Below are 21,169 nucleotides of genomic sequence, written 5' to 3'. Positions count from 1 at the left end.
AACGCGACCCTAGGGCCGCGTTTTTCGTGCAAGCAAAGCCTTACTGGGCTTTAGTCTCGGTGGTTGCTGCGGGCTTGGCCGCTGGCTTTTTCGCCGGTTCAGCCTTTTTCGCTGCTGGTTTGGCTGCTGGCTTTTTCGTTTCGGTTTTCGCCGCGGGCTTCTTCGCCGCTGGCTTGGCCGCGGCTTTCTTCGCCGGCTCGGTTTTCACCGGGGCGGCTGGCTTCGGTGCTTCCACCGGAGCTGGCGCAGGGGTCGGCGCAGGCGCTGGAGCAACCGGGGCGGGAGCCGGCTCAGGCGCCTTGACAGGCTCAGGCTTCTTCTCGTCATCCGAACCGCCAAACAGGTTGCTGAAGAAGTTGCCCTTCTTCGCCGCCACGGCACCCGCCGCGCCTGCTGCTGCGGCAGCCGGTACCACTTTGGCCGGTTCGAACGATTTGCCGGCGGCCAGATCTTCAACCTGGCTGGCCGCGCGCTGGCCAGTGCGCAGTGCGCCTTCCAGGGTGCCCGGGTACAAGGTGTCGGTGTGTTCGCCAGCGAACGCTACGCGTTGCAGCGGACGTTCCCACAGACGCCAGAACTTGCTGATCTGCCCCGGGCCGTAAGCCAGGTAGGCGCCGCCCATCGACGGGTCGGTGCTGTAGCGGCGGATTTCATAACCGGTGAACGAGCCACGGGCCTGTGGATAAAACGCGTGCAGACGGATCAGCACCTGATCGACCATCTGCTTGTCACCGAACGCCTGCATTACGCGGGCGTTATCGCCGGACAGGTTGATCACCACATTGGCGCCACCCTTCAGGGCAGGTTCGATCCAGAGCATGCCGAGGCCGGTGTTGCTGTAGATCTCGCCGGACATGCGTGCCTTGCTTTCCCACACCGGCGTCTTGAACTTCAGCATGATCTGGTCGCGCCAGCCGTAGTTGGTGCCTTTGATCGCTGCCAGATGCTGGGCATCCAGCGCCGGGGTCAGGGCAATCTTGTTCAGCGCGCGCAATGGCACGGCCAGCACCACGTAGTCAGCCTGGTAACCGACACTGCCGACCTTGACGGTCACGCCGTCCTTGTCCTGGGTGATGGCCGAGACCGGCGAGTTGGTCTTGATGGTCTTGATCTGTTTGACGAACGCCTGGGCCAGCACCTGGCTGCCGCCGACCAGCCGCGAGGCGCGCAGGTCACGGTCAGAAACGCCGCGATAGACGCGGTTCTGCTGGGCGAAATACAGCAGCGACAGCCGCGAAGGCTCGTCGTAATGGGTGCGGATGTCCTGATTGATCAACTGACGCGCAGTCGCCGGCAGGTTCTGCTTGTCGAGCCAGCTCGACACGGTGATCTGGTCCAGCGCATGCAGGGTGGCGGTCGCGGCCGGATTTTGCGGATCGTCGATCGAGCGCGCCAGATCATCGAGGGTTTTCTGATAGCGCTTGAGCGCATCGGCAGTGGCCGGTTGCTTGGTCGCCAGATCAGCGGCGGAGAAATAGTCACCGTCGATCAGGTAACCCGGCGTACGGACGAATTCCGGTGCCGGGGTGGTGCCGAGCTTGAAGGTCGACACGTACTTGTTCAGCACCGGCTGGGTCTTGTCGTTGCCGATCCACTCGCTGGTGGCCATGCCCGAGCGCCCGCCCAGGCTCGGCTTGGCTTCGAGCAGGGTGACCTGCCAGCCCTTGTTTTGCAGCTCATAAGCGGCGGTCAGGCCCGACAGGCCGCCGCCGATCACGATTGCAGTTTTATCCTTGGCCAGCGCTGTAACGCTGAACAGCCCCAACATCACCAGCGCACAGGCGCGCAGCCAACCGACAGACATTCAGCGAACTCCGGAAAAACATGTGGGAAAAAGCAGTTTGGCGGGTCAGACGACCCAAAGAACCGCGAAGAATACGTTAGCCATCAAAACGCCGCCAGCGACGTCTATCGGCTCAGACAAAGTAGCTCAATCGACACAATGGGTTGTCCCCGCGCGATGCATTGCATAGGCTTGCGCGATTGTTTGCCCGCGCCTGCCGCGAGCCGCCTCGAGGAGACTGTAAATGGGCCTGAATAACCAGTGGATGCAACGCGATCTCGCGGTGTTGTGGCATCCCTGCACCCAGATGAAAGACCACGAACAGCTGCCGCTGATCCCGATCAAGCGCGGCGAAGGCGTCTGGCTCGAAGACTTCGAAGGCAAGCGCTACCTCGACGCGGTCAGCTCGTGGTGGGTCAACGTGTTCGGCCACGCGAACCCGCGGATCAACCAGCGCATCAAGGATCAGGTCGATCAACTCGAGCACGTGATTCTCGCCGGCTTCAGCCATCAACCGGTAATCGAGCTGTCCGAGCGTCTGGTGAAGATGACGCCGGAAGGCCTGAACCGGGTGTTCTACGCCGACAACGGCTCGTCGTGCATCGAAGTCGCGCTGAAGATGAGTTTTCACTACTGGCTCAATCGCGGCCAGCCGAACAAGAAGCGCTTCGTCACCCTGACCAACAGCTACCACGGTGAAACCATGGCGGCGATGGCGGTCGGCGACGTGCCGCTGTTCACCGAGACCTACAAAGCCTTGCTGATGGACACCATCAAGGTGCCGAGCCCGGATTGCTACGGGCGCCCCGACGGCATGAGCTGGGAAGAGCATTCGCGCAACCTGTTCGCGGCCATGGAACAAACGCTGGCGGAAAATCATGACAGCGTTGCGGCGGTGATCGTCGAGCCGCTGATTCAGGGCGCCGGCGGCATGCGCATGTACCACCCGGTTTATCTGAAACTGCTGCGCGAAGCCTGCGACCGTTACGGTGTGCACCTGATTCACGACGAAATCGCCGTCGGCTTCGGTCGCACCGGGACGATGTTCGCCTGCGAACAGGCCGGCATCCGTCCGGATTTCCTCTGCCTGTCGAAAGCCTTGACCGGCGGCTACCTGCCGCTGGCCGCCTGCCTGACCACCGACGAGGTCTACAGCGCGTTCTACGACGACTACCCGACCCTGCGCGCCTTCCTGCATTCGCACAGCTACACCGGCAACCCGCTCGCGTGTGCAGCGGCGCTGGCGACGCTGGATATTTTCGAGCACGACAACGTCATCGAGAACAACAAGGCTCTCGCTCAGCGCATGGCCTCGGCGACGGCGCACCTGGTCGATCACCCGAACGTCGCCGAAGTGCGCCAGACCGGCATGGTTCTGGCGGTCGAGATGGTCAAGGATAAAGCCAGCAAAGAGGCCTACCCTTGGCAGCAACGCCGTGGCTTGAAGGTGTTCCAGCATGCGCTGGAGCGTGGCGCGTTGCTGCGGCCGCTGGGCAGCGTGGTGTATTTCTTGCCGCCGTATGTGATTACCCCGGAGCAGATCGACTTCCTCGCTGAAGTGGCTAGCGAAGGCATCGATATTGCTACGCGTGACAGCGTCAGCGTGGCGGTGCCGAAAGATTTCCACCCCGGCTTCCGCGATCCGGGCTGATCTATTTCAATTAAGCCTTAGCGGTGACCGGACTACCGTCATCGCTGGCAAGCCAGCTCCCACAGGTTCTGCGCAAACCCCTGTGGGAGCTGGCTTGCCAGCGATGGGGCCACCAGACTTTTACAATTTTTCCAGAGACCCCGCATGAGACTGTCCCGCTTCTTTATCGACGCCCCGCTGAGCACCGGCGAACACGAACTGCCGGAAGCCCAGGCGCATTACATCAGCCGCGTGCTGCGCATGGCCGCAGGCGATGCGCTGCAGTTGTTCGACGGTTCCGGCCATGAGTTCCGTGGAACGCTGGTGGAAGTCGGCAAGAAGCGCGTCGTCGTGCAGATCGACGAACAATTGCCCGGTCAGGTCGAATCGCCGTTGCACATCCACCTCGGCCAGGGCTTGTCCCGGGGCGAGCGCATGGATTGGGCGATTCAGAAAGCCACCGAACTGGGCGTGAATGAAATCACCCCGATCTTCAGCGATCGCTGCGAAGTCCGTCTCAAGGACGAACGCGCCGACAAACGCCTGCTGCACTGGCGTCAGGTAGCGATCAGCGCCTGCGAACAGTGCGGGCGCTCGCGAGTACCGGTGATTCATCCGCCGGTGTTGCTGGCGGACTGGATCAAGCAGACTGAAGCCGAGCTGAAACTGGTGCTGCACCCGGTGGCAGAGCCGTTGGTGAGCCATGCCAAACCGGCGACTTTGGCATTCCTGGTCGGGCCCGAAGGCGGTTTGACGGATGCCGAAGTCGAGCAGGCCAAAGACAACGGCTTCCACGCCGCCCGCCTCGGCCCGCGCGTGCTGCGCACCGAGACCGCGCCGGTTGTAGCGTTGGCGGTGGCCCAGCAACTTTGGGGTGATTTCTAACTCGCTCTAGACCTTGATCGTTCCCACGCTCTGCGTGGGAATGCAGCCCGGACGCTCCGCGTCCCCAAACGGCGTGACGCAGAGCGTCACAGGAGGCGTTACCACGCAGAGCGTGGGAACGATCAGTCAGCGGGGTTACAAGACATAAAACAGTATTGCGACAAAGTGCAGCAAGCTCCCGGCAATCACGAACAGATGCCAGATCCCATGCGCATGCCGCAACCGGTGATCGAGGGCAAAAAAGATAATCCCCACCGTATACAACACCCCGCCCGACGCCAGCCAGGCAAACCCCGCCGTGCCCAGCGCGGCAATCAACGGCTTGACCGCCACCAGCACGATCCAGCCCATCACCGCGTAAATCACGATCGACAGAATCCGCGCCTCCGAGCGCGGTTTGATTTCCTGCAGGATGCCGATCAGCGCCAGCCCCCAGACGATCCCGAACAGCGTCCAGCCCCACGGTCCGCGCAGGGTCACCAGACAAAACGGTGTGTAGCTGCCGGCGATCAGCAGGTAGATCGAAAAATGATCGACCTTCTTCATGATCGCTTTCTTGCGCCCGCGCACGCTGTGGTACACGGTTGATGCGCTGTACAGGACCAACAAGGTGAACGAGTAGATCGCCACACTGACGATCTTCCACGGACTGCCGTCGAGACTGGCGATCACCAGCATCCACACGCCGCCGATAAACGCCGCCACCGCTCCGACCAGGTGGGTCCAGGCGTTGAGTTTTTCCCCGTGATACATGTGTTTCACACCTCGTCTTCATGACCGCAAGCGCGCAAGGCTCGGGCCTTGAGCGTAAAAGCGCAATGTTTCTGTTCAACCTCGCCTGCGCGGCACGCGGGAATTGGGCACAATCGGTCGATACCAAAAAGAGTCCGCGCCATGCTGATCGACGAAGAATTGACCCTGAAAAAACTCGAGGTGTTCCTCGCCTTCATGCGCACCGGCAACCTCGCCCGCGCCGCCGCCGAACTGCAGACCAGCAACGTCAGCGTGCACCGCGCGATTCACTCGCTGGAAAGCGCCCTGCGCTGCCCGCTGTTCAAACACGAGGGTCGCAATCTGACGCCGCTGGAAAGTGCTTACGTGCTGGAAGAGCGCGCGCAGAAGCTGATCAACGATGTGGTCGACAGCGTGCGCCTGACCCGCGAAGCCGCCGGGTTCTCCGCTGAGCGCTTCAAGCTTGGCTCGCTGTATTCGCTGACGGTGAAAACCGTGCCGCAGCTGATCATGGGCCTGAAAATCCGCCGCAGCGAACTCAACATCGACCTGATCCTCGGCTCGAACATCGACCTGCTCTACAAGCTGAAAAACATGGAGGTCGACGCGATTCTGGTGTCACTGGACGACAGCATCAACGACCCGGACTGCGCGCAGATCGCATTGTTTTCCGACGACATATTCCTCGCCACCCCGGCGGATTCGAAGTTCGCCCAACGCAGTGAAGTCGACCTGGCCGAGGTGCGCGATGAAACTTTCATCACCCTGACCCAGGGCTTTGCCACGCATCAGGATGGCAACCGGGTGTTCAAGCAGGCGGGGTTCGAGCCAAAGGTGGCGATGCAGGTGAACGACATTTTCACCCTGCTGAGCATGGTCAGTTCCGGGGTCGGTTATGCGTTGTTGCCGGGGCGGATTGCGGCGGTGTACGAGAATCGCGTGAAGCTGATTCCGTTGCAGGAGAAGTATCGGTTGCAGCAGCACATCGGGGTGGTGTTTCTGAAGGCCAAAGAGAGGGATCCGAATCTGCTGGCGTTGCTGGCGGAGTGTCGGATGTATGCCAATCGCCAGGCCAGCCCATGATCGACAAAAGATCAAGATCAAAAGCTACCCCCCTCACCCCAGCCCTCTCCCCCAAGGGGTAGAGGGGGAAAGGGAGCAGATTTGGGGGCTTTTCAGAACCTGAGTTCGACTCGGTATTTCACTTCGGTGAAGATCAAACAAACACCTCGGTCAGTCCCCTCTCCCTCCGGGAGAGGGCTAGGGTGAGGGGCTTTTGGGGGTGACTAGCTAGCCCATCAAGCCTCGCATCGCCAGAAACAACAGCGAAGGCCCAAGCAGACACCCAAGCGCGGTATAGAACGCGGCGGTCAGGCATCCATAAGGCACCAGCTTCGGATCCGTCGCCGCCAAGCCGCCAGCGACGCCACTGGAAGTGCCCATCAACCCGCCGAAAATCACCGCGCTGCGCGGGTTGTTCAGGCCGATCATCGGTGCCACGAACGGTGTCATCACCATCACCAGAATCGCCTTGATCAGCCCCGCCGCGATCGACAGCGCCATTACCTCGGAACTGGCACCGATCGCCGCGCCTGTCACCGGGCCGACGATATACGTCACGGCGCCCGCGCCAATGGTGGTCAGGCTGACCGCATCGGTGTAACCGAACGCCATCGCCACGCCAACGCCCGCTACAAACGAGGTGCCGACGCCGACAAACAGCGCCAGCACGCCGACAAACCCGGCGCGTTTGAGCTCGTCGACACTCACACCAAACGCGGTGGCGACAATCGCAAAATCGCGCAGCATGGCGCCGCCGAGCAGGCCGATACCGGACAACAACGGAATATCCACCACGCCCTTCTGTCCGCCGGTCAGCGCGCCGCCGATATACGACAACACCAGGCCGAGCAGAATGGCAATCGCTGAGCCGTGCAAGCGGCCCTTGGTGAAGGTGTTGGACATCCAGTAGGACACCCACATGGTCAGGCCGACAATCAAAAAGCCGCTGATCAGGCCGTAGCCGGTGATCACTTTCATCATTGATTCGTACATGGCGCTTACCCCGCAGTCTTGGCTGGAGCAATCGGCGTCTGTTGCTTGTTGCCCATGCGCGTCAGCACCGGCACCAGAGCAAAGGCGATCACCACGGCCAGCGTGCCGGCGAGAATTGCCATCGGCCCGCCCTTCAGCGCGCCGTAGACGTTCTGCTGCGCCGCCATGGCGACCACGATAGGAATGTAGATCGCACTCCAGAACTCCACGCCCTGCTCGGTCTTGCCCTTGAGCCAGCCGCTTTTGTAGAGATAACTGCCGAGGCCGATCAGCAGCAGCATCGCAATGCCGACACCGCCGACGTTGGCCGGCACGCCGATCAGCTTGCCGAGCAATTCACCGATCCAGATACCGACCAGCGTACAAAAGGCGAGAAACGCCACACCGTAAATGATCATTGTTGTAGTCCTCAAAGTGCATCGTCGAATGTTGTTTTTGTTTTCGAAGCTTGAGTCGCGGCGGTTTTAGAGTTGGCGGCCACCCTCCTCTCGCAACAGCGCTTGCAGGGTGTCGAGGCGGGCACTGTCGAAGGCCGTGACGGTGCCCTGCTCGAACACCCGGCGCGCCAGTCCGGTCAGCACCGCACCGGGCGGCAGTTCGATCTGTAAGCGCACGCCGCGCTCGTAGGCGCTTTGCACGGTGCCGCGCCAGTCCACCACGCGGCACATATTGAAGGCGAGGTCGTCGCGCAGCGCTTCGACCTTGGTCACAGGCCGCGCACGGCTACCGCTCAGGTAAGCGATTTTCGGGGTTCTCAATTCAACCCTGGCAAAGGCTTCGGCGAGGGTGTGCGCCGGTTCGTCCAGCAGCGGACAGTGCGACGGCACACTCACCGCCAGACGTTTTGCCAGACCGGCGCCACGACTGCGCGCCAGTTCGGCCACCGCTTGCATGCCGCGGTCACTGCCAGCGATGACCACCTGATTATCGGCGTTGATATTCGCCAGATACGCCGGCGAATCCTCGCTGTGGACCTGCGCCAGCAGCGTTTCGACTGTGGATAATTGCAAGCCGATGATCGCGGTCATGCCGTAGCCCTGTGGATAAGCCTGCTGCATCAGCTCACCGCGCAGGCTGACCAGATGCAACGCGTCACTGAAGCTCAAAGCCCCGGCGACCACCGCAGCCGGATAGGCGCCGATGGACAGACCGGCGACGTAATCCGCGCTCAGTTCATCCTGCAATAACTGCCGCGAAGCAGCGACACCGGCGATCAGCAGGCACAGCTGCACCGCCCGTGTGGTGCGCAACGCTTCGGCAGAATCGAGCCGCGAGACATCTTCACCGAGCACATCGCTGGCCTCGGTCAACGTTTCCCCGGGCAAGCGCTGAAGCATGCCCGCTTGCTGCGCGCCCTGGCCGGGGAACACCAGCAGACTGCTCACGCTGCCTGCTCCTGCGGGTTCCATGGATCAATCACCAGTTGCGCCTGTTGCGCATTTTTCAGCAGCACCCGCGCCGAAGCACTGGCCCATTCGCGCAACGCCACCGCGCCGAATGGCGTTTGCAGCTGCATGTCGACCCGGCACGCGGCGCGATCAAAAAACGCGGCCAGTTCGCGTGCCTGCTGTCGGGTAATCGGTTGCGCTGTGCGCAGGATCAAATCAAGGTCGCTGGCCGCGTGCATCGCGGCAAAACCGCTGGCCAGCTCAAAGCCGACACTGCCGCTGACACCCCAGACCCAACCACAGTCATCGAGCATCGGCCGCAATTGCCGTAGCGCCTGCATGACCGGCAGATCACGCGTGCTGTCGACATGACACAACGCTTCCGGGCTGACCCGACAGGCAATCGAATCAAGCCGCATGAACGTCGCCAGCCGCTGCTCGCGCAGCAAACCGCGCACGCCCACCGCGACCAAACCTTCAGCACTCACCGCGCGCCGCACCACCACCGGTTGCCCGGCGGCCAGCGACTCGATCGCCCACTGCGGCGCATCCGCCGGCAACTGCGCCGGGCTCATGCCCCAGAGCAGGTCGTGGGCCAGTGGCAGGTTCACCACTGCGCCCTCAACAGTTCGCGGACCTTGCTCGACGCCGCGCGATTGCTGGCGCCGAGGCGATTGCTCAAATCGGTGCCGGCGATATCACCAATGGCTTGCTTGAGGCATTCGCTGACCCGCGCCAGATCCTCTGCCGTCGGCTGTTCGATCTGCTGCACCGAAAGGGTTTCCCAGAGCAGACCAAGACTGGCGTAGCTGTCGATGTCGTAGGCCATCGGCGGCACGCTTGAGGCCAGCGCTTCCAGTTCTTCAACACTGCGCAACGTCACCCGCGCCGCCGAGGCCTTGCCCATCGCGTGGACCATCACCCCGGGATCGCGCAGGGCGATCAAGCGATTGGCCTGATAACCGTGAGCCAGAAATGCCCCGGACATGGCCTTGCCGACCAGCAAGGCAATCACCGGGTGCCCGGCCAGCCGCGCACGGGCATAACTGTCCGCCGCGCCGGCCAGCGCCTGATGAATGCCGAGCGCTTCTTCGCGCCGACCGTAGGCCTGGCTCGGCACATCGACGATGGCGATGATCGGGCGTTTCTGTGTCTTGTCGCGGTCGGCTGCGATTGCATCGTCTACAGCCTTGGCCAGACCCCAACCTTCGAGCAAACCGACTTCGCCGTTGCGAGCGCGTGGGAAACGGTTGTCCGGGTCAGCGACCACGGCGATAAACCGCCCGAGTTCACCGTCAGCGACTTTCAACGAGGGCGGCAGCCCTTCGACGCTTTCAGCGCCCGCGCTCAAGGCGTTGAACCAGTTCAAGCCGCGCAGAGAATAACCGCTCATGAGCGCTCTCCTTGATACAGATCGCGAACCACCGAGGGTTCGATTTGCTGGTCAGTGTTCAGACTGCTCAGACGTTGCAGGAACCACTCGGCGCGCTGACTGCGTGGCTGAGCCGGCAAGCCTTGCTGGAGCAATTCGCCGACCTGCTGACGAATCTGCGCCACATCATCGCCAACGTAACGATCCACCAGACCGCTGTTGAAGCGTTGCTCGCCCCCGGTCAGGCTCCAGATGAACGGCCGGTCGCGCGAGTCGTATTCCTCGATCCCGGCTTCCTGCTCGATGACTTGCGGGCCGTTCAGGCCAAGACGTGCTTCCTGAGTCACCAGCAGATAGCTGCACAGCGCCGCGGCAATCGACATGCCGCCGAAGCAACCGACGCTGCCGGCGACCACGCCGACCACTGGTTGGTATTGCTGCAAATCGACAATCGCTGCGTGAATATCGGCAATCGCCGCGAGACCAAGATTGGCTTCCTGCAAGCGCACGCCACCGGTTTCCAGCAGCAGCACCGCGCGGGTCGGGATGCCTTTGCGGTTGTCCTCGGCGGCCAGCTCCAGCGCGCCGGCAATTTTCGCCCCGCCGACTTCGCCAAGGCTGCCGCCCTGAAAAGCGCCTTCGATCGCGGCAATCACCACCGGCAAACCATCGAGGCTGCCCTTGGCGATGATCACCCCGTCATCGGCTTGCGGCACCACGCCCTGGCGTTCCAGCCACGGCGACATGACCCGTTGAAACGGGTCGAGCAGTTCACGAAACGTCCCGGCGTCGAGCAAGGCTTTCGCCCGTTGCCGCGCGCCGAGTTCGACGAAGCTGTGTTTGTTGAGCAACGCGGCGCTGTCAGTCATGACCGATCTCCTCGAAACCCTGTTCCAGACGCAAGCGCACCACCCCCGGCGTCGCGCCGAAATCGTGGATATCGATGGCCATCGCCGGTGGCGTGGTGCCGTCGAACATCCGCGCAAACAGATGCTGCCAGCGCTGTTGCGCGCCGTTGACCGAGGTCTGCACGTTGATCGTCAACGTGCCGGCCAGGCCCGGTTCGATCAGCACTTCCAGATCCCCCGAGCCGACACAACCGACCAGCGCACGCCCGCGTGGCGGCTGCCCGGCGGGAAATTCAAACGATAGGCTTTCCATCAAAACGCTCCCTGAGAGAGGCCGTCGCGCTCGATTCGATCGAGCAGCAGCGTGGCGGCGAGCAAGTCGGCGGCGCCACCGGGCGAGGCATTCAATGCGATGAGTTGTTGATCCAGTTCGTGCAATCGGCGGCGGCCTGTCAGGCTGGCACTGCCGCCGGCGTCGAGCACCGCTTGCGCGCCGCTTTGCATGGCGTGCAGGCCTTGTTCGCCGGCGCGGTAGAGCACGCAGGTGTCGGCCAGTTCGGTCATGATCGCCAGCAAGGCGTCGAGCCGGGCGTTCTGTTCGCCGACGCCGTTGGCGCGGCTGTTCTGCAATTGCGGCAAGCCGCGCTGCAGCACCGAGGGGAAGCCGAGTTGCGCTTCCTCGCGAGCACCGCGTGCGCCGTAACGCTGGGCGACTTGCGCGCCGTGGCTGAGTGGCTTCGGTGCGTAGCGGTCGTCGAGCAGTGCCAGGCGTGCCGCACACAGAGCAATGGAGTTCGGTTGCAGAGCGGCGGCAGTGACCAGCAGACCCAGCGCCCAGATCGCGCCGCGATGGGTATTCACACCGTTAGTGGTCGCGAGCATCGCTTGCTCACCTTCGCGACCGATCCGGCCAATCGCTTCGCGCAACGGCAATCCGACTTCGCCAATGTCTTGCGCCGCCTCGGCCATTTCCTTGAACGCCGGCCACAACGCCAACGCCGACGCGTGCATCAGGCCCAGGTGCAGATCGGTGTGCGCGCCGTTGCCGCGACGATCGACCAGCGCCGGTTTCGGCGACAGGTCGGCTTCGTCGATCAACGCGTCCACCGCCAGATCGGCCAAGCGGTCAGCCAGCGACAGCGGTTTTGCTTGCAGGTTGAATGCGTGCATTACCAGCTCCTGAATTTGGCGGGCGGGTTGTACAGGCCACCGGACCACTCGACCAGATCCGCCACGCTTTTCGCCGCGAGCAGTTCACGGGTGGCGTCGGTGCGGCGGATGCCGAGGTCTTCGGGCAAGGCAATCAGGCCTTCGCGGCGCATGCGTTCGGTGTCTTTCGGATTGTGGCGCAGGCCAATCGCGGTGACGCCGGCCACCGCGGCGATCATCGCCTGGCGCTCTTCCAGCGAGCGCGCCTTGTACAGGTAGGCGATGCCTTCTTCGGTCAGCAGGTGAGTAACGTCGTCACCGTAGATCATGATCGGCGCCAGCGGCATGCCGCTGTTCTTCGCCACTTCGACCGCGTCGAGGGTTTCGACGAAGGTCGGTTTGCCGCCCTCCTGGAAGGTCTCGACCATTTGCACCACAAGCTTCTTGCCGCGTTCGAGCATCGGTTGCGGCGCATCGCCGTGACGCATGTCGAGCCACGCCGGCGTGCCGTGACGGCGACCACGCGGGTCGTGGCCCATGTTCGGCGCGCCACCGAAACCAGCGAGGCGCCCACGGGTGACGGTCGAGGAATGCCCGTCGCCATCGACCTGCAATGTCGCGCCGATAAACAGGTCCACCGCGTACTGCCCGGCGAGTTGGCAGACCATGCGGTTGGAACGCAGCGAGCCGTCGCGGCCGGTGAAGAACACGTCCGGGCGCGCGGCGATGTAGTTTTCCATGCCCAGTTCGGTGCCGAAGCAATGCACGCTTTCGACCCAGCCGCTCTCGATCGCCGGGATCAACGTCGGGTGTGGGTTGAGGGTCCAGTTGCGGCAGATTTTGCCTTTGAGGCCGAGGGATTCGCCGTAGGTCGGCAGGATCAATTCGATGGCGGCGGTGTTGAAACCGATGCCGTGGTTGAGCGACTGCACGTTGTGTTTTTCGTAGATCCCGCGGATCGCCATCATCGCCATCAACACATGCACAGGCTTGATGTGGCGTGGATCGCGGGTGAACAGCGGTTCGATATAGAACGGCTTGTCGGCCACCACGACGAAATCGACCCATGAAGCGGGAATGTCCACGCGCGGCAGTTCGCTGACGTCATCGACCAACTGGTTGACCTGAACGATGACGATACCGTCGCTGAACGCGGCCGGTTCGATCAATGCCGGGGTGTCTTCGGTGCTCGGGCCGGTGTAGATGTTGCCGGCGCGGTCGGCCATGAACCCGGCCGAGAGCACAACGTTGGGGATCAGGTCCACCACCAGCCGTGCATAGAGTTCGATGTAGGTGTGGATCGCGCCGACTTCGAGCAGGCCGTCTTCGAGCAACTGGCTGATGCGCAGGCTCTGGGTACCAGCGAAAGAGAAATCGAGTTTGCGGGCGATGCCGCGTTCGAACAGATCAAGGTGCTCGGAGCGGCCGACGCTGGGCATGATCATGTGCAGGTCGTGAAGCTTGGCCGGATCGGCTTTGGCCAGGGAACGCGAAAGGAAATCCGCCTGCTTCTGGTTGTTGCCCTCCAGCACCACACGGTCGCCGGGATGGATCAGCGCTTCGAGCGCGGCGACGATCCTGTCGCTGGGCAGCACCGCGCCATCGGCCAGCCCGCGCACCTTGTCGAGCCGGCGCTGCTTCTCATCGCGCCGCCGCGTCCAGCGCGAGTCGGGGGAAATTATTGTTGTCATGCTCACTCCACGGGGTTCGCTGTCGTGGAGCCAAGGTAGGCGTGTGCGGTGGGGGCATCAATCAAGCACGGTGGTGAATCGTTACGCTGAGCGTAATGGTCACTGCTTGCGAAGAAGCCAGCCGAAGCAGCGCAAATTCTGGATCAGCCCGCCGATGATCGTTCCCACGCTCTGCGTGGTAATGCCTCAACGGACGCTCTGCGTTCGGCTTTTTGGGACGCGGAGCGTCCCGGGCTGCATTCCTTTGCTGCGCGTGGGAACGATCAACCGTGACCAATGGATCACTCAGTCGGCACCAACCTGTCCAACACACGATTCACAGCCATCTCAGCGACCATCACCACTTGCGCAATACCCTGCACAGTCTTGCGGTGCGTGCCTTCAACCATGGCCGCGTGGTTGTTGAGCATGACGGTGGCCGAGCCGAGGGTTTCGCTGGCGTCGGCCAGCAGGGATTCGGTTTCGGCATTCGGGTTGGCCATGTACAGCGTGTTGGGGGTATAGGGCGTGGCCATGAGGTCGGCGTTGGTCGGACCGAGGTAGTGGTCGAGCGCGCGCTCGGCGGCTTCGTGGAATTTCTTTGAATCGGGGGATTCGTAGGGGGATGCGGGGTCGGTGAGCGGGGGGCTTGGCGTAGGTTTAATCATCTTCAGGTTCCGAAATTAAGCTGGAACCGCTTCTCTGCTAAAAGAAGGGGTGGCAGCTGAACGCAGGTTAGCAGACCGGGGAACCTAAGGAAGCCGGCGCGCCGAAGCGCCCTGCGCACAGCCGCCATCGAATGCAGGCGCTAAGCCTGACGATGATGTATGTGCACCCTTAGATTAACCACGGGCTGCTAAACCCGATCACTGGAAATCAGTGACGGAATCAAGTTACGCAGCCTGCCAAAGGCGCACAAGCCGGCGGATTCTGGTGCATGCGTAGGCAGCGGCGCAAGGATTTGTAGGCTGGTGAGCCGTAACACTGGGTGTCTTTAAACAGCTGGGTTAAAGGATGTTTATTGCACTGCAGAAATTGAGGATTTTCCTGCAAGAATTTGGTGATGCAACTGGCCCCATCGCTGGCAAGCCAGCTCCCACAGTGTCCGAGTGGTATCCGAATTTTTTGTACCACACAAAACCCTGTGGGAGCTGGCTTGGCAGCTCCCACAGGGTCCGAGTTGGGTATCCGAATTCGGTGTACCGCACAAAACCTTGTGGGAGCTGGCTTGCCAGCGATGAGGCCCGTCTGAGCGCCACCCATTCTGGATCAATGGACCAGGCCAGCCTCCACCAACAACTGCTCCAGCGCCAACAGATCCGGCACCTTCGCCACCTGTTCGCCGACCTGCACCGCCGCTCGCTCCAGCCCGCACAGTGGCACGTCGACATAACTCAACTGGCTGTCGAGCTTGTACGAGCGCGGGATGCCCTGCACCAGCAATGCGATGAACCTGAGCTCCGGCAACCCGCCCAGCGCATTCAAAATCACAATCCGTACCCGCTCGCCGATGACGATTTTCTGCCCGCACGCCGACTCGAAACTGATCAGCGGGATCTGCCGCTCGCGCCAGGTCACCCGCCCCAGATACCACGGTGGCGTGTCGAGGTCGAAGGCGCTGGCCTGGTAGTCGATCAGTTCGGCGACGGCGACGTTGGGCAGGATCAGGTTGCGGTCCGCCAGCGGCAACAACAGGCCGGTGAGTTGGCTGCTGCGCAGCGAGTGCCCGTGTTCATGCATGTCTGTTGCTCCAGTGGGCAATGCTTTCGAGCAGCACCGATTCCTGATACGGCTTGCCGAGGTAATCGTTGACGCCGATGGCCATCGCACGGTCGCGGTGTTTCTGGCCGGTGCGCGAGGTGATCATGATGATCGGCAGGTGCTGCAGGCGTTCGTCGTTGCGCACTTGCGTGGCGACTTCGAAACCGTCCATGCGCGGCATTTCGATGTCGAGCAGCATCACGTCAGGCAGGTGTTCTTCGAGCAGCAGCATCGCGTCGACGCCGTCCTTGGCGGTCAGCACGTTCATGCCGTGGCGTTCGAGCAAACGGCTGGTGACCTTGCGCACCGTCACCGAGTCGTCGACCACCATCACCAGCAGCGGTTTCTGTGGTTCGCTGTCGAGGTCGCTCAGTGCCTGCGGCTGCGCCACCCGCGCCTGCATCGCGCGGATCGGTGCGAGCAGATCAAGGATCAGTACCACTCGGCCATCGCCGAGAATCGTCGCGCCGGACACGCCCTGCAATGCGGCAAATTGCGGGCCGAGGCTCTTCACCACGATTTCCCGGGTACCGGCCATGGCGTCGACCAGCACGGCGATGCGCCGGTCGTTGCAGTGCACCAGCAGCACCGGCAACGGCAGATTCTGCCCGAGCAGTTTCGGCCGTGGCGCGGTTTTCAGCAGTTCGCCGAGGTAGCACAGTTCATAAGTCTGCCCGGCGTAGTGATAGCGCGGCGGGTCCTGACGAAAGTGCCCTTCCAGATCATTCGGCAACACGCGCACGATGCCTTCGATGGTGTGCAGCGGAATCGCGTATTGATCCTCGCCGCACTGCACCATCAACGCACGGTTGACCGACACGGTGAACGGCAGGCGAATACGAAAATGCACGCCCTGCCCCGGCACCGAATCGATGCTCATGCTGCCGCCCAACTGCCGCACTTCTTCGTGGACCACGTCCATGCCGACGCCGCGTCCGGAAATCTGGGTGATCTTTTCCGCCGTGGAAAACCCCGGCTGCAGGATGAACTGCAACACATCGCGGTCGCTGATCTCCGCATCCGGTGCGAGCAACCCGCGTTTGATCGCCTTGCGCCGCACCGCTTCGAGCGGCACACCGGCGCCGTCATCGCGAATATCGAAAACGATGTCGCCGCCTTCTCGGGACAGGTCGAGGGTGATCCGCCCCTGCGCCGGTTTGCCTGCCGCGAGCCGCACTTCGGCGGACTCCAGGCCATGGTCGACGGCGTTGCGCAGCATGTGTTCCAGCGGCGCGGCCATGCGTTCCAGCACGTTGCGATCCATCTCGCCTTCGGCGTTGCCTACCACGAAAGCGACGTCCTTGTGCAACTCCTCGGCAACCTGGCGGACGATACGCTTGAGCCGTGGCAGCATGCGTTCGAACGGCACCATGCGCGTGCGCATCAGGCCTTCCTGCAATTCGGTGTTGACGCGCCCCTGTTGCTGCAACAGGTTTTCCGCGTCGTGGTTGCGCCGGTCGAGGGTTTCCTTGAGGTCGAGCAGGTCGGAAGCCGATTCGAACAAGGCCCGCGACAGTTGCTGCAACTGTGAATGGCGATCCATTTCCAGCGGATCGAATTCTTCGTAGCCAAGGCGTTCGCCGTCGACTTGCTGGCGACTGAGAATCCGCCCCTGGGTTTCGGTGTCGAGGCGGCGCAATTGATCGCGCATGCGCTCGATGGTGGTTTCCATCTCGTTCAGCGCGACCTGCGCGTCGTTGACCTGCTGCTCGATACGGCCACGAAAGATCGACGTTTCGCCGGCCAGGTTGACCAGCTCATCGAGCAGGTCGGCGGAGACCTTGACCATGTCCGCGCCGGCCTCGGCGGGCGCTGGCGTCGGCTCGGATTTCGCCGGCAATGGCGGCGCTGGCGGCACTTCGGCACTCAGCGGATGGCTGAAATTCTGGATCGCATTGATCAAGCGGTCCGCCGGTGGGCACGGTTGCCCGGCACGCACCCCGTCGAGCATTTGCGCCAACCGGTCATGACCGCGCTGCACCAGAGCGAACAACTCTGCCGACGGTTGCAAGGCGCCGGTGGACAGGCTTTCGTAAAGGTATTCGAGTTCGTGGGCGAGGTCGCCGATCGGGCCGATCTCGACCATCCGCGCGCCGCCCTTGAGGGTGTGCAGGTCGCGCAACAGGGTTTCCACTTCCTGGCGGTTGCCCGGCTCGGCCTGCCAGCGCAGCAACGCGGCGCCGGAGTTTTCGATGATGTCGAAACCTTCCTCAAGGAAGATCTCCAGCAACTCCGGATCGTGACCAGCGTTGTCTGGGTCGGCGCTGGCCGTCGGCGTTTCGCTGGCGCTCGCACCATGGCGCGCCTGGCGCAGCGCTTCGATCAACGCCTGCGCCGGTTCCAGCGCTTGCCGGGTTTGCAGTTGCTCGACCAGCAACGCCAGGCGTTCATGGCCGTTGAGCAACAACTGCGCCAGCGCGCTGCTGTGGCTGAAACGCCGATCAGCCAGGCCTTCGTAAAGGTTTTCCAGTTCTTGGGCGAGGTCGCCAATCGCCTCGACCTCGGCCATCCGCGCACCGCCCTTGAGGGTGTGCAGGTCGCGCTGCAACGACGACAGCGGTGCACCGTTGTCCGGTTCGCTTAACCAGCGCTGCAAGGCCTGGCCGGCGCTGTCGAGAATGTCGATGGCCTCTTCTATGAAGATCTCGACGATTTCGTCATCCGCCGCCAACGGCTCGGCCGTCTGCTGCAATTCGGCGGTGGCGCTGCCCAGTTCACGAATGCTCAGGGTGCGGCTGCCGTCGCTGCGGATCAGGCCCATGGACGACGGGTCGAGGCTTTCATCGAGCAGTTCGTGCAGGGCGCGCACCCGCTCGGGCTGCGGGGTGATTTCCTGGCCGGCGGCCAGTTCGTCGAGCATGTTGATCAGCGCTTCGTGGGCCTGCTGCGCTTCGTGGAAAAACCGCTCGCTGACCGCCAGACTGCTTTCTTCGACGGCGCCGTAAAGGTCGAGCAACGCCTCGCAGAGCACGTCGACCGACAGCAGATCGGCCAGATGCGCGCCTTCGCCGAGGGTCGTCAGTTCGTCGAGCAAGGCGCTCAGTTCCTGGCGTTCGCCGGGGTGCTGCTGCCAGCGCTGCAACAGGCTTTCGGCGTCGAGCAGAATGTCCATGCCCTGAGCGAGAAAGCTGTTGATCAGCTGCGGATCGCGCTTGACCCGCAGGCCGGTGTCCGGCGCCTCAAGGATCGACGCGAGACGCTCGGCGAGCAGGCTTTGCGAACGTTTGATCAGCGATTGCGCACCGACAATCGGCGCCAGCGGATCGTGCTTGAGCTGGCGCAGGCCAACGCGCAGAAGACCTTCGGCTTCCAGCAGCAACTCAACCTCGTCGAGGTCCAGCGGCAACTGGTGCGCCTTGAACTCGCGGGCCAGTTGATCGAGTGGCGCGGCGAGTTCGGCAATTGGCACCACGCCGGCCATCGACGCGCTGCCCTTGAGCGTGTGCAAGGCGCGTTGCAATTCATCGCTGGCCGGCAGCGGTACGTGCTCGGCCGCCTGGTCGAGGAAGCGGTTGAGGCTGGCGAGGTGGGTTTCGGCTTCTTTACGGAAAATCTCCAGCAGCAACGGATCGAGCGCGGCGACATCGTCGACGTCTTCGGCGGCCAGCGGCTCGTCGCCCTTGGCCAGCGCGTGGGCACGCGCGGCCAGTTGATCAACATCGTTGCGCTGGCGCTGGCGCTGCGTGGCGAACTCGCTGATCAGCTCGGGCAGCAGCAAAACGGTGTCGGTGAGCAAGCGCTGCACCACCGAACCCGGTTCGACGCTTTGCTCCAGTACGCGGTTGAGCAGGTTTTCCACCGCCCACGCCAGTTCACCGAGGATCAGCGCGCGGACCATGCGCCCGCTGCCTTTGAGTGTGTGGAAGGCGCGGCGCAGTTCGCTCAGCGCTTCGCGGTCCTGCGGATCGGCGCTCCAGCGCGGCAGGTATTCGTGCAGCACGGCGAGCACTTCGTCGGTCTCTTCGAGGAACACCTCGCGCAGCTCGTCATCGACCGGTTCTTCATCGGCGGGCGGCGGCAGCAGGCTACCCGGGGTGCTGCGCGCCGGCGGATTGACCGCCGAAACCGGACTGGCGAGGACGTCGGCCAGTGACTGCACAACGTCCGGGTCGTCCAGCGTTTGCAGATCCTGCATCACCAGCGCCTCGCTGGGGCTAAGCACCTCGTCGAGCACCGGCACCCGGGCTTCACCGGGCGCCTCGTTGGCGTGATCATCGGGAAAGAACCCGAGGCTGGCGAGGCGCTTCTGCGCCACGTCCAGCAGTGGCTCGCTCGGCGCCAGCGGGTCGTCGCCCCAGCGCTCGAGATAATATTCGAGGCTGCTGATGACGTCGGCGAGTGCGTCCAGTTGCTGCCAATCCGGTTCATGCGGATCGAGTAGAAGATGTTCACGGATGAAGCCGTTGCAAGCCTCGACCAGACTCGCCGCACGGCTCAAGGCAATCATCGCCAGCGCACCGCGCACTTGCGTCAGCAGCGCGGGCAACGCTTGCAGTTGCTGGCGATCCCAGTCGGCGTCGATGTAGTCGACGATCATGTCCTTGGCCTGTTGCAGGCAGATGCGCGCTTCCTTGATCACGATCTGGTGAATCTGCGTCAGGTCGGTGGTCGGCAACTGCGCGTCTTCCGCGCTTTCTGTTTCGACGGTGCCGACCATCCCGGCCAGGGTCGCTTCGACGTAGAGCAAGGCGCCGGCGACATCCATCAGGATCGCGTCGTTCGGTTCGCGCTGGCCCTGCGCGAGGCTGAGCACCACCGCCAGTTGGTCGATGATGACCTTGCGCGGCTGGCCGAAACCGAGCACCGCGAGGGTGTCGGCGATCTGCCGTAGCGGCGCGAGCAGGCTGTCCAGATCTGCTGCGTGCTGACGGTCGCTGCGCACGAACAGGTCGAGGCGTTCCTTGACTCGCACCAGTTCTTCGCAGAGCGCCGTGAGCACCGAGCGCATCGCATCGCGATCGGGCCCGGCCAAGCGTGCGCGTTCTTCATCGACCATTGCGCTGTCGGGCAGCGCGTCGTCCAGGGAGTAGTGATCTTTCATGGTCAGCATCTGCCCGGTGGGATGTTCGGCTTTGGCAATATAGAACAACAGGCTTTTCAGCAGCTCCGGTGGCGCGGGCTGGTTGAGCCCGGCCATGCCTTGGTCAAGCAGGCGCTTGAGCTCCTTGTCGGCATCCTTGAACAGGCTGCGCAGCGCCGGACTGTTGGCGATGACGCCGTCGCGCATGCCTTCGACCAGCGCCGCCGCAACCTTCCACAACGGACTCAGCGGCGAATCGCCGCTCAACGCCTCGAGGCGGCTGAAGACTTTGTCCAGATAACCGAGGTGAGTCGGGTCATCCTGCTCGCGCAGCAGGCCGACCAGGGCCATTTGCAGCGTTTGCCGCAGCTTGCGCAGTACGTTCGGCAGTTCGGCCGGTTCCAGTTGCGCCAGCGCCGGCGCGCTGAGCGGCGCCAGTTCGGGCAATTGCGGGCTGAACAGGCTGGTTTCCGAGAGCAGACTCTCGCCACGAGCGCTGCGCAGATCATTGATCAGCGGCAGCACCACCAGCGGCAGGTCACGTCGCGCGTTCTGCACGCGGTCGAGGTAGATCGGCAACTGCCCGAGCGCTTGCAGCAACAGGTGCAGGGCTTCATCGCGATGCGTGACACGGTCGTGTTGCAGGGCTTCGACCAGATGCTCCATTTCTTCGGCGAGCAGCGCAGCGCCGTAGAACTCGATCATCTGCAGACTGCCGTGCACCTGATGAACGTAATCCAGGCATTCATCCAGTCCCGGAAAGGCCTGCGGATCATCCAGCACGGCTTCGATCGCCTGATGCGCCTGCTTCAGCGTATCGGCGATCGCGCCTTTGACCCACTCGAGGGCCACGTAGTCGTGCCGGGCACCCATAAC

General features: G+C 62.9%; 17 protein-coding genes. 3 read left to right on the top strand and 14 right to left on the bottom strand.

Features of this window, described 5'->3' with window-relative positions:
* Nucleotides 1-40: 40 nt before the first annotated feature.
* Entirely contained in the window at nucleotides 41-1,804 is a 1,764-nt protein-coding gene (locus tag M0746_RS27620; protein WP_258451294.1) for a flavin monoamine oxidase family protein, read from the bottom strand.
* Nucleotides 1,805-2,027: 223 nt separating this feature from the next.
* Between M0746_RS27620 and M0746_RS27615 the strand changes: the two genes are divergently transcribed.
* Both M0746_RS27615 and M0746_RS27610 read left to right on the top strand, forming a co-directional pair.
* Nucleotides 2,028-3,434 carry an adenosylmethionine--8-amino-7-oxononanoate transaminase gene (locus M0746_RS27615; protein WP_258451293.1) on the top strand — a complete coding sequence of 469 codons (1,407 nt, stop codon included), beginning with the start codon at nucleotides 2,028-2,030 and terminating at the stop codon, nucleotides 3,432-3,434.
* A 144-nt stretch (nucleotides 3,435-3,578) separates the two neighbouring features.
* Nucleotides 3,579-4,298: a 16S rRNA (uracil(1498)-N(3))-methyltransferase gene (locus tag M0746_RS27610; RefSeq protein WP_258451292.1), complete on the top strand. Its 720-nt coding sequence runs from the start codon at nucleotides 3,579-3,581 to the stop codon at nucleotides 4,296-4,298.
* A 135-nt stretch (nucleotides 4,299-4,433) separates the two neighbouring features.
* Here M0746_RS27610 and trhA read toward each other — a convergent pair whose 3' ends face one another.
* The gene (trhA, locus tag M0746_RS27605) at nucleotides 4,434-5,051 is read right to left on the bottom strand and encodes a PAQR family membrane homeostasis protein TrhA (protein WP_258451291.1); all 618 of its coding nucleotides are present in this window, start codon (nucleotides 5,049-5,051) and stop codon (nucleotides 4,434-4,436) included.
* A 141-nt stretch (nucleotides 5,052-5,192) separates the two neighbouring features.
* Between trhA and M0746_RS27600 the strand changes: the two genes are divergently transcribed.
* The gene (locus M0746_RS27600) at nucleotides 5,193-6,113 is read left to right on the top strand and encodes a LysR family transcriptional regulator (protein WP_258451290.1); all 921 of its coding nucleotides are present in this window, start codon (nucleotides 5,193-5,195) and stop codon (nucleotides 6,111-6,113) included.
* 207 nt (nucleotides 6,114-6,320) lie between these two features.
* On the opposite strand, the gene madM is transcribed toward M0746_RS27600, so the two are convergent.
* The 12 genes from madM to M0746_RS27540 form a co-directional block, all read right to left on the bottom strand.
* Nucleotides 6,321-7,085, bottom strand: a complete 765-nt coding sequence (madM, locus tag M0746_RS27595; RefSeq protein ID WP_041476796.1) for a malonate transporter subunit MadM — start codon at nucleotides 7,083-7,085, stop codon at nucleotides 6,321-6,323.
* A gap of 5 nt (nucleotides 7,086-7,090) precedes the next feature.
* On the bottom strand, nucleotides 7,091-7,483 hold the full coding sequence (gene madL, locus M0746_RS27590) for a malonate transporter subunit MadL (RefSeq protein WP_093097491.1): 393 nt from the start codon (nucleotides 7,481-7,483) through the stop codon (nucleotides 7,091-7,093).
* A gap of 66 nt (nucleotides 7,484-7,549) precedes the next feature.
* Nucleotides 7,550-8,470 carry a malonate decarboxylase subunit epsilon gene (gene mdcH, locus M0746_RS27585; RefSeq protein WP_258451289.1) on the bottom strand — a complete coding sequence of 307 codons (921 nt, stop codon included), beginning with the start codon at nucleotides 8,468-8,470 and terminating at the stop codon, nucleotides 7,550-7,552.
* Complete coding sequence (locus M0746_RS27580) at nucleotides 8,467-9,087, bottom strand: malonate decarboxylase holo-ACP synthase (protein WP_258451288.1); 621 nt, start codon at nucleotides 9,085-9,087, stop codon at nucleotides 8,467-8,469. Before M0746_RS27580 ends, mdcH begins: the two co-directional genes overlap by 4 nt.
* Nucleotides 9,081-9,866 carry a biotin-independent malonate decarboxylase subunit gamma gene (gene mdcE, locus M0746_RS27575; protein ID WP_258451287.1) on the bottom strand — a complete coding sequence of 262 codons (786 nt, stop codon included), beginning with the start codon at nucleotides 9,864-9,866 and terminating at the stop codon, nucleotides 9,081-9,083. Before mdcE ends, M0746_RS27580 begins: the two co-directional genes overlap by 7 nt.
* Nucleotides 9,863-10,714 carry a biotin-independent malonate decarboxylase subunit beta gene (locus M0746_RS27570; protein WP_258451286.1) on the bottom strand — a complete coding sequence of 284 codons (852 nt, stop codon included), beginning with the start codon at nucleotides 10,712-10,714 and terminating at the stop codon, nucleotides 9,863-9,865. Before M0746_RS27570 ends, mdcE begins: the two co-directional genes overlap by 4 nt.
* Nucleotides 10,707-11,006: a malonate decarboxylase subunit delta gene (locus M0746_RS27565; RefSeq protein WP_258451285.1), complete on the bottom strand. Its 300-nt coding sequence runs from the start codon at nucleotides 11,004-11,006 to the stop codon at nucleotides 10,707-10,709. The genes M0746_RS27570 and M0746_RS27565 overlap by 8 nt, the downstream gene beginning before the upstream one ends.
* Entirely contained in the window at nucleotides 11,006-11,863 is an 858-nt protein-coding gene (locus M0746_RS27560; protein WP_208939420.1) for a triphosphoribosyl-dephospho-CoA synthase, read from the bottom strand. Before M0746_RS27560 ends, M0746_RS27565 begins: the two co-directional genes overlap by 1 nt.
* Nucleotides 11,863-13,533 carry a malonate decarboxylase subunit alpha gene (mdcA, locus tag M0746_RS27555; protein ID WP_258451284.1) on the bottom strand — a complete coding sequence of 557 codons (1,671 nt, stop codon included), beginning with the start codon at nucleotides 13,531-13,533 and terminating at the stop codon, nucleotides 11,863-11,865. The genes M0746_RS27560 and mdcA overlap by 1 nt, the downstream gene beginning before the upstream one ends.
* Before the next feature lie 281 nt (nucleotides 13,534-13,814).
* The gene (locus M0746_RS27550; protein WP_258451283.1) at nucleotides 13,815-14,180 is read right to left on the bottom strand and encodes a DUF6124 family protein; all 366 of its coding nucleotides are present in this window, start codon (nucleotides 14,178-14,180) and stop codon (nucleotides 13,815-13,817) included.
* Nucleotides 14,181-14,781: 601 nt separating this feature from the next.
* Nucleotides 14,782-15,252: a chemotaxis protein CheW gene (locus M0746_RS27545; RefSeq protein ID WP_203419839.1), complete on the bottom strand. Its 471-nt coding sequence runs from the start codon at nucleotides 15,250-15,252 to the stop codon at nucleotides 14,782-14,784.
* Entirely contained in the window at nucleotides 15,245-21,166 is a 5,922-nt protein-coding gene (locus M0746_RS27540; RefSeq protein ID WP_258451282.1) for an Hpt domain-containing protein, read from the bottom strand. Before M0746_RS27540 ends, M0746_RS27545 begins: the two co-directional genes overlap by 8 nt.
* Between the last annotated feature and the right edge of the window lie 3 nt (nucleotides 21,167-21,169).

This window comes from Pseudomonas sp. S11P7, assembly GCF_023195435.1.
GTDB lineage: Bacteria > Pseudomonadota > Gammaproteobacteria > Pseudomonadales > Pseudomonadaceae > Aquipseudomonas > Aquipseudomonas fluorescens_G.
This window is presented reverse-complemented; position numbering and strand designations above follow the sequence as displayed.

Coding starts and splice junctions, on each gene's coding strand:
- M0746_RS27600 (WP_258451290.1), top strand. CDS start 5,193: ATGCTGATCGACGAAGAATTGACCCTGAAAAAACTCGAGGTGTTCCTC.
- M0746_RS27560 (WP_208939420.1), bottom strand. CDS start 11,863: ATGCACGCATTCAACCTGCAAGCAAAACCGCTGTCGCTGGCTGACCGC.
- M0746_RS27570 (WP_258451286.1), bottom strand. CDS start 10,714: ATGACTGACAGCGCCGCGTTGCTCAACAAACACAGCTTCGTCGAACTC.
- M0746_RS27620 (WP_258451294.1), bottom strand. CDS start 1,804: ATGTCTGTCGGTTGGCTGCGCGCCTGTGCGCTGGTGATGTTGGGGCTG.
- M0746_RS27540 (WP_258451282.1), bottom strand. CDS start 21,166: ATGGGTGCCCGGCACGACTACGTGGCCCTCGAGTGGGTCAAAGGCGCG.
- madL (WP_093097491.1), bottom strand. CDS start 7,483: ATGATCATTTACGGTGTGGCGTTTCTCGCCTTTTGTACGCTGGTCGGT.
- mdcE (WP_258451287.1), bottom strand. CDS start 9,866: ATGAGCGGTTATTCTCTGCGCGGCTTGAACTGGTTCAACGCCTTGAGC.
- trhA (WP_258451291.1), bottom strand. CDS start 5,051: ATGTATCACGGGGAAAAACTCAACGCCTGGACCCACCTGGTCGGAGCG.
- M0746_RS27610 (WP_258451292.1), top strand. CDS start 3,579: ATGAGACTGTCCCGCTTCTTTATCGACGCCCCGCTGAGCACCGGCGAA.
- mdcA (WP_258451284.1), bottom strand. CDS start 13,533: ATGACAACAATAATTTCCCCCGACTCGCGCTGGACGCGGCGGCGCGAT.
- M0746_RS27615 (WP_258451293.1), top strand. CDS start 2,028: ATGGGCCTGAATAACCAGTGGATGCAACGCGATCTCGCGGTGTTGTGG.
- M0746_RS27550 (WP_258451283.1), bottom strand. CDS start 14,180: ATGATTAAACCTACGCCAAGCCCCCCGCTCACCGACCCCGCATCCCCC.
- madM (WP_041476796.1), bottom strand. CDS start 7,085: ATGTACGAATCAATGATGAAAGTGATCACCGGCTACGGCCTGATCAGC.
- M0746_RS27565 (WP_258451285.1), bottom strand. CDS start 11,006: ATGGAAAGCCTATCGTTTGAATTTCCCGCCGGGCAGCCGCCACGCGGG.
- M0746_RS27545 (WP_203419839.1), bottom strand. CDS start 15,252: ATGCATGAACACGGGCACTCGCTGCGCAGCAGCCAACTCACCGGCCTG.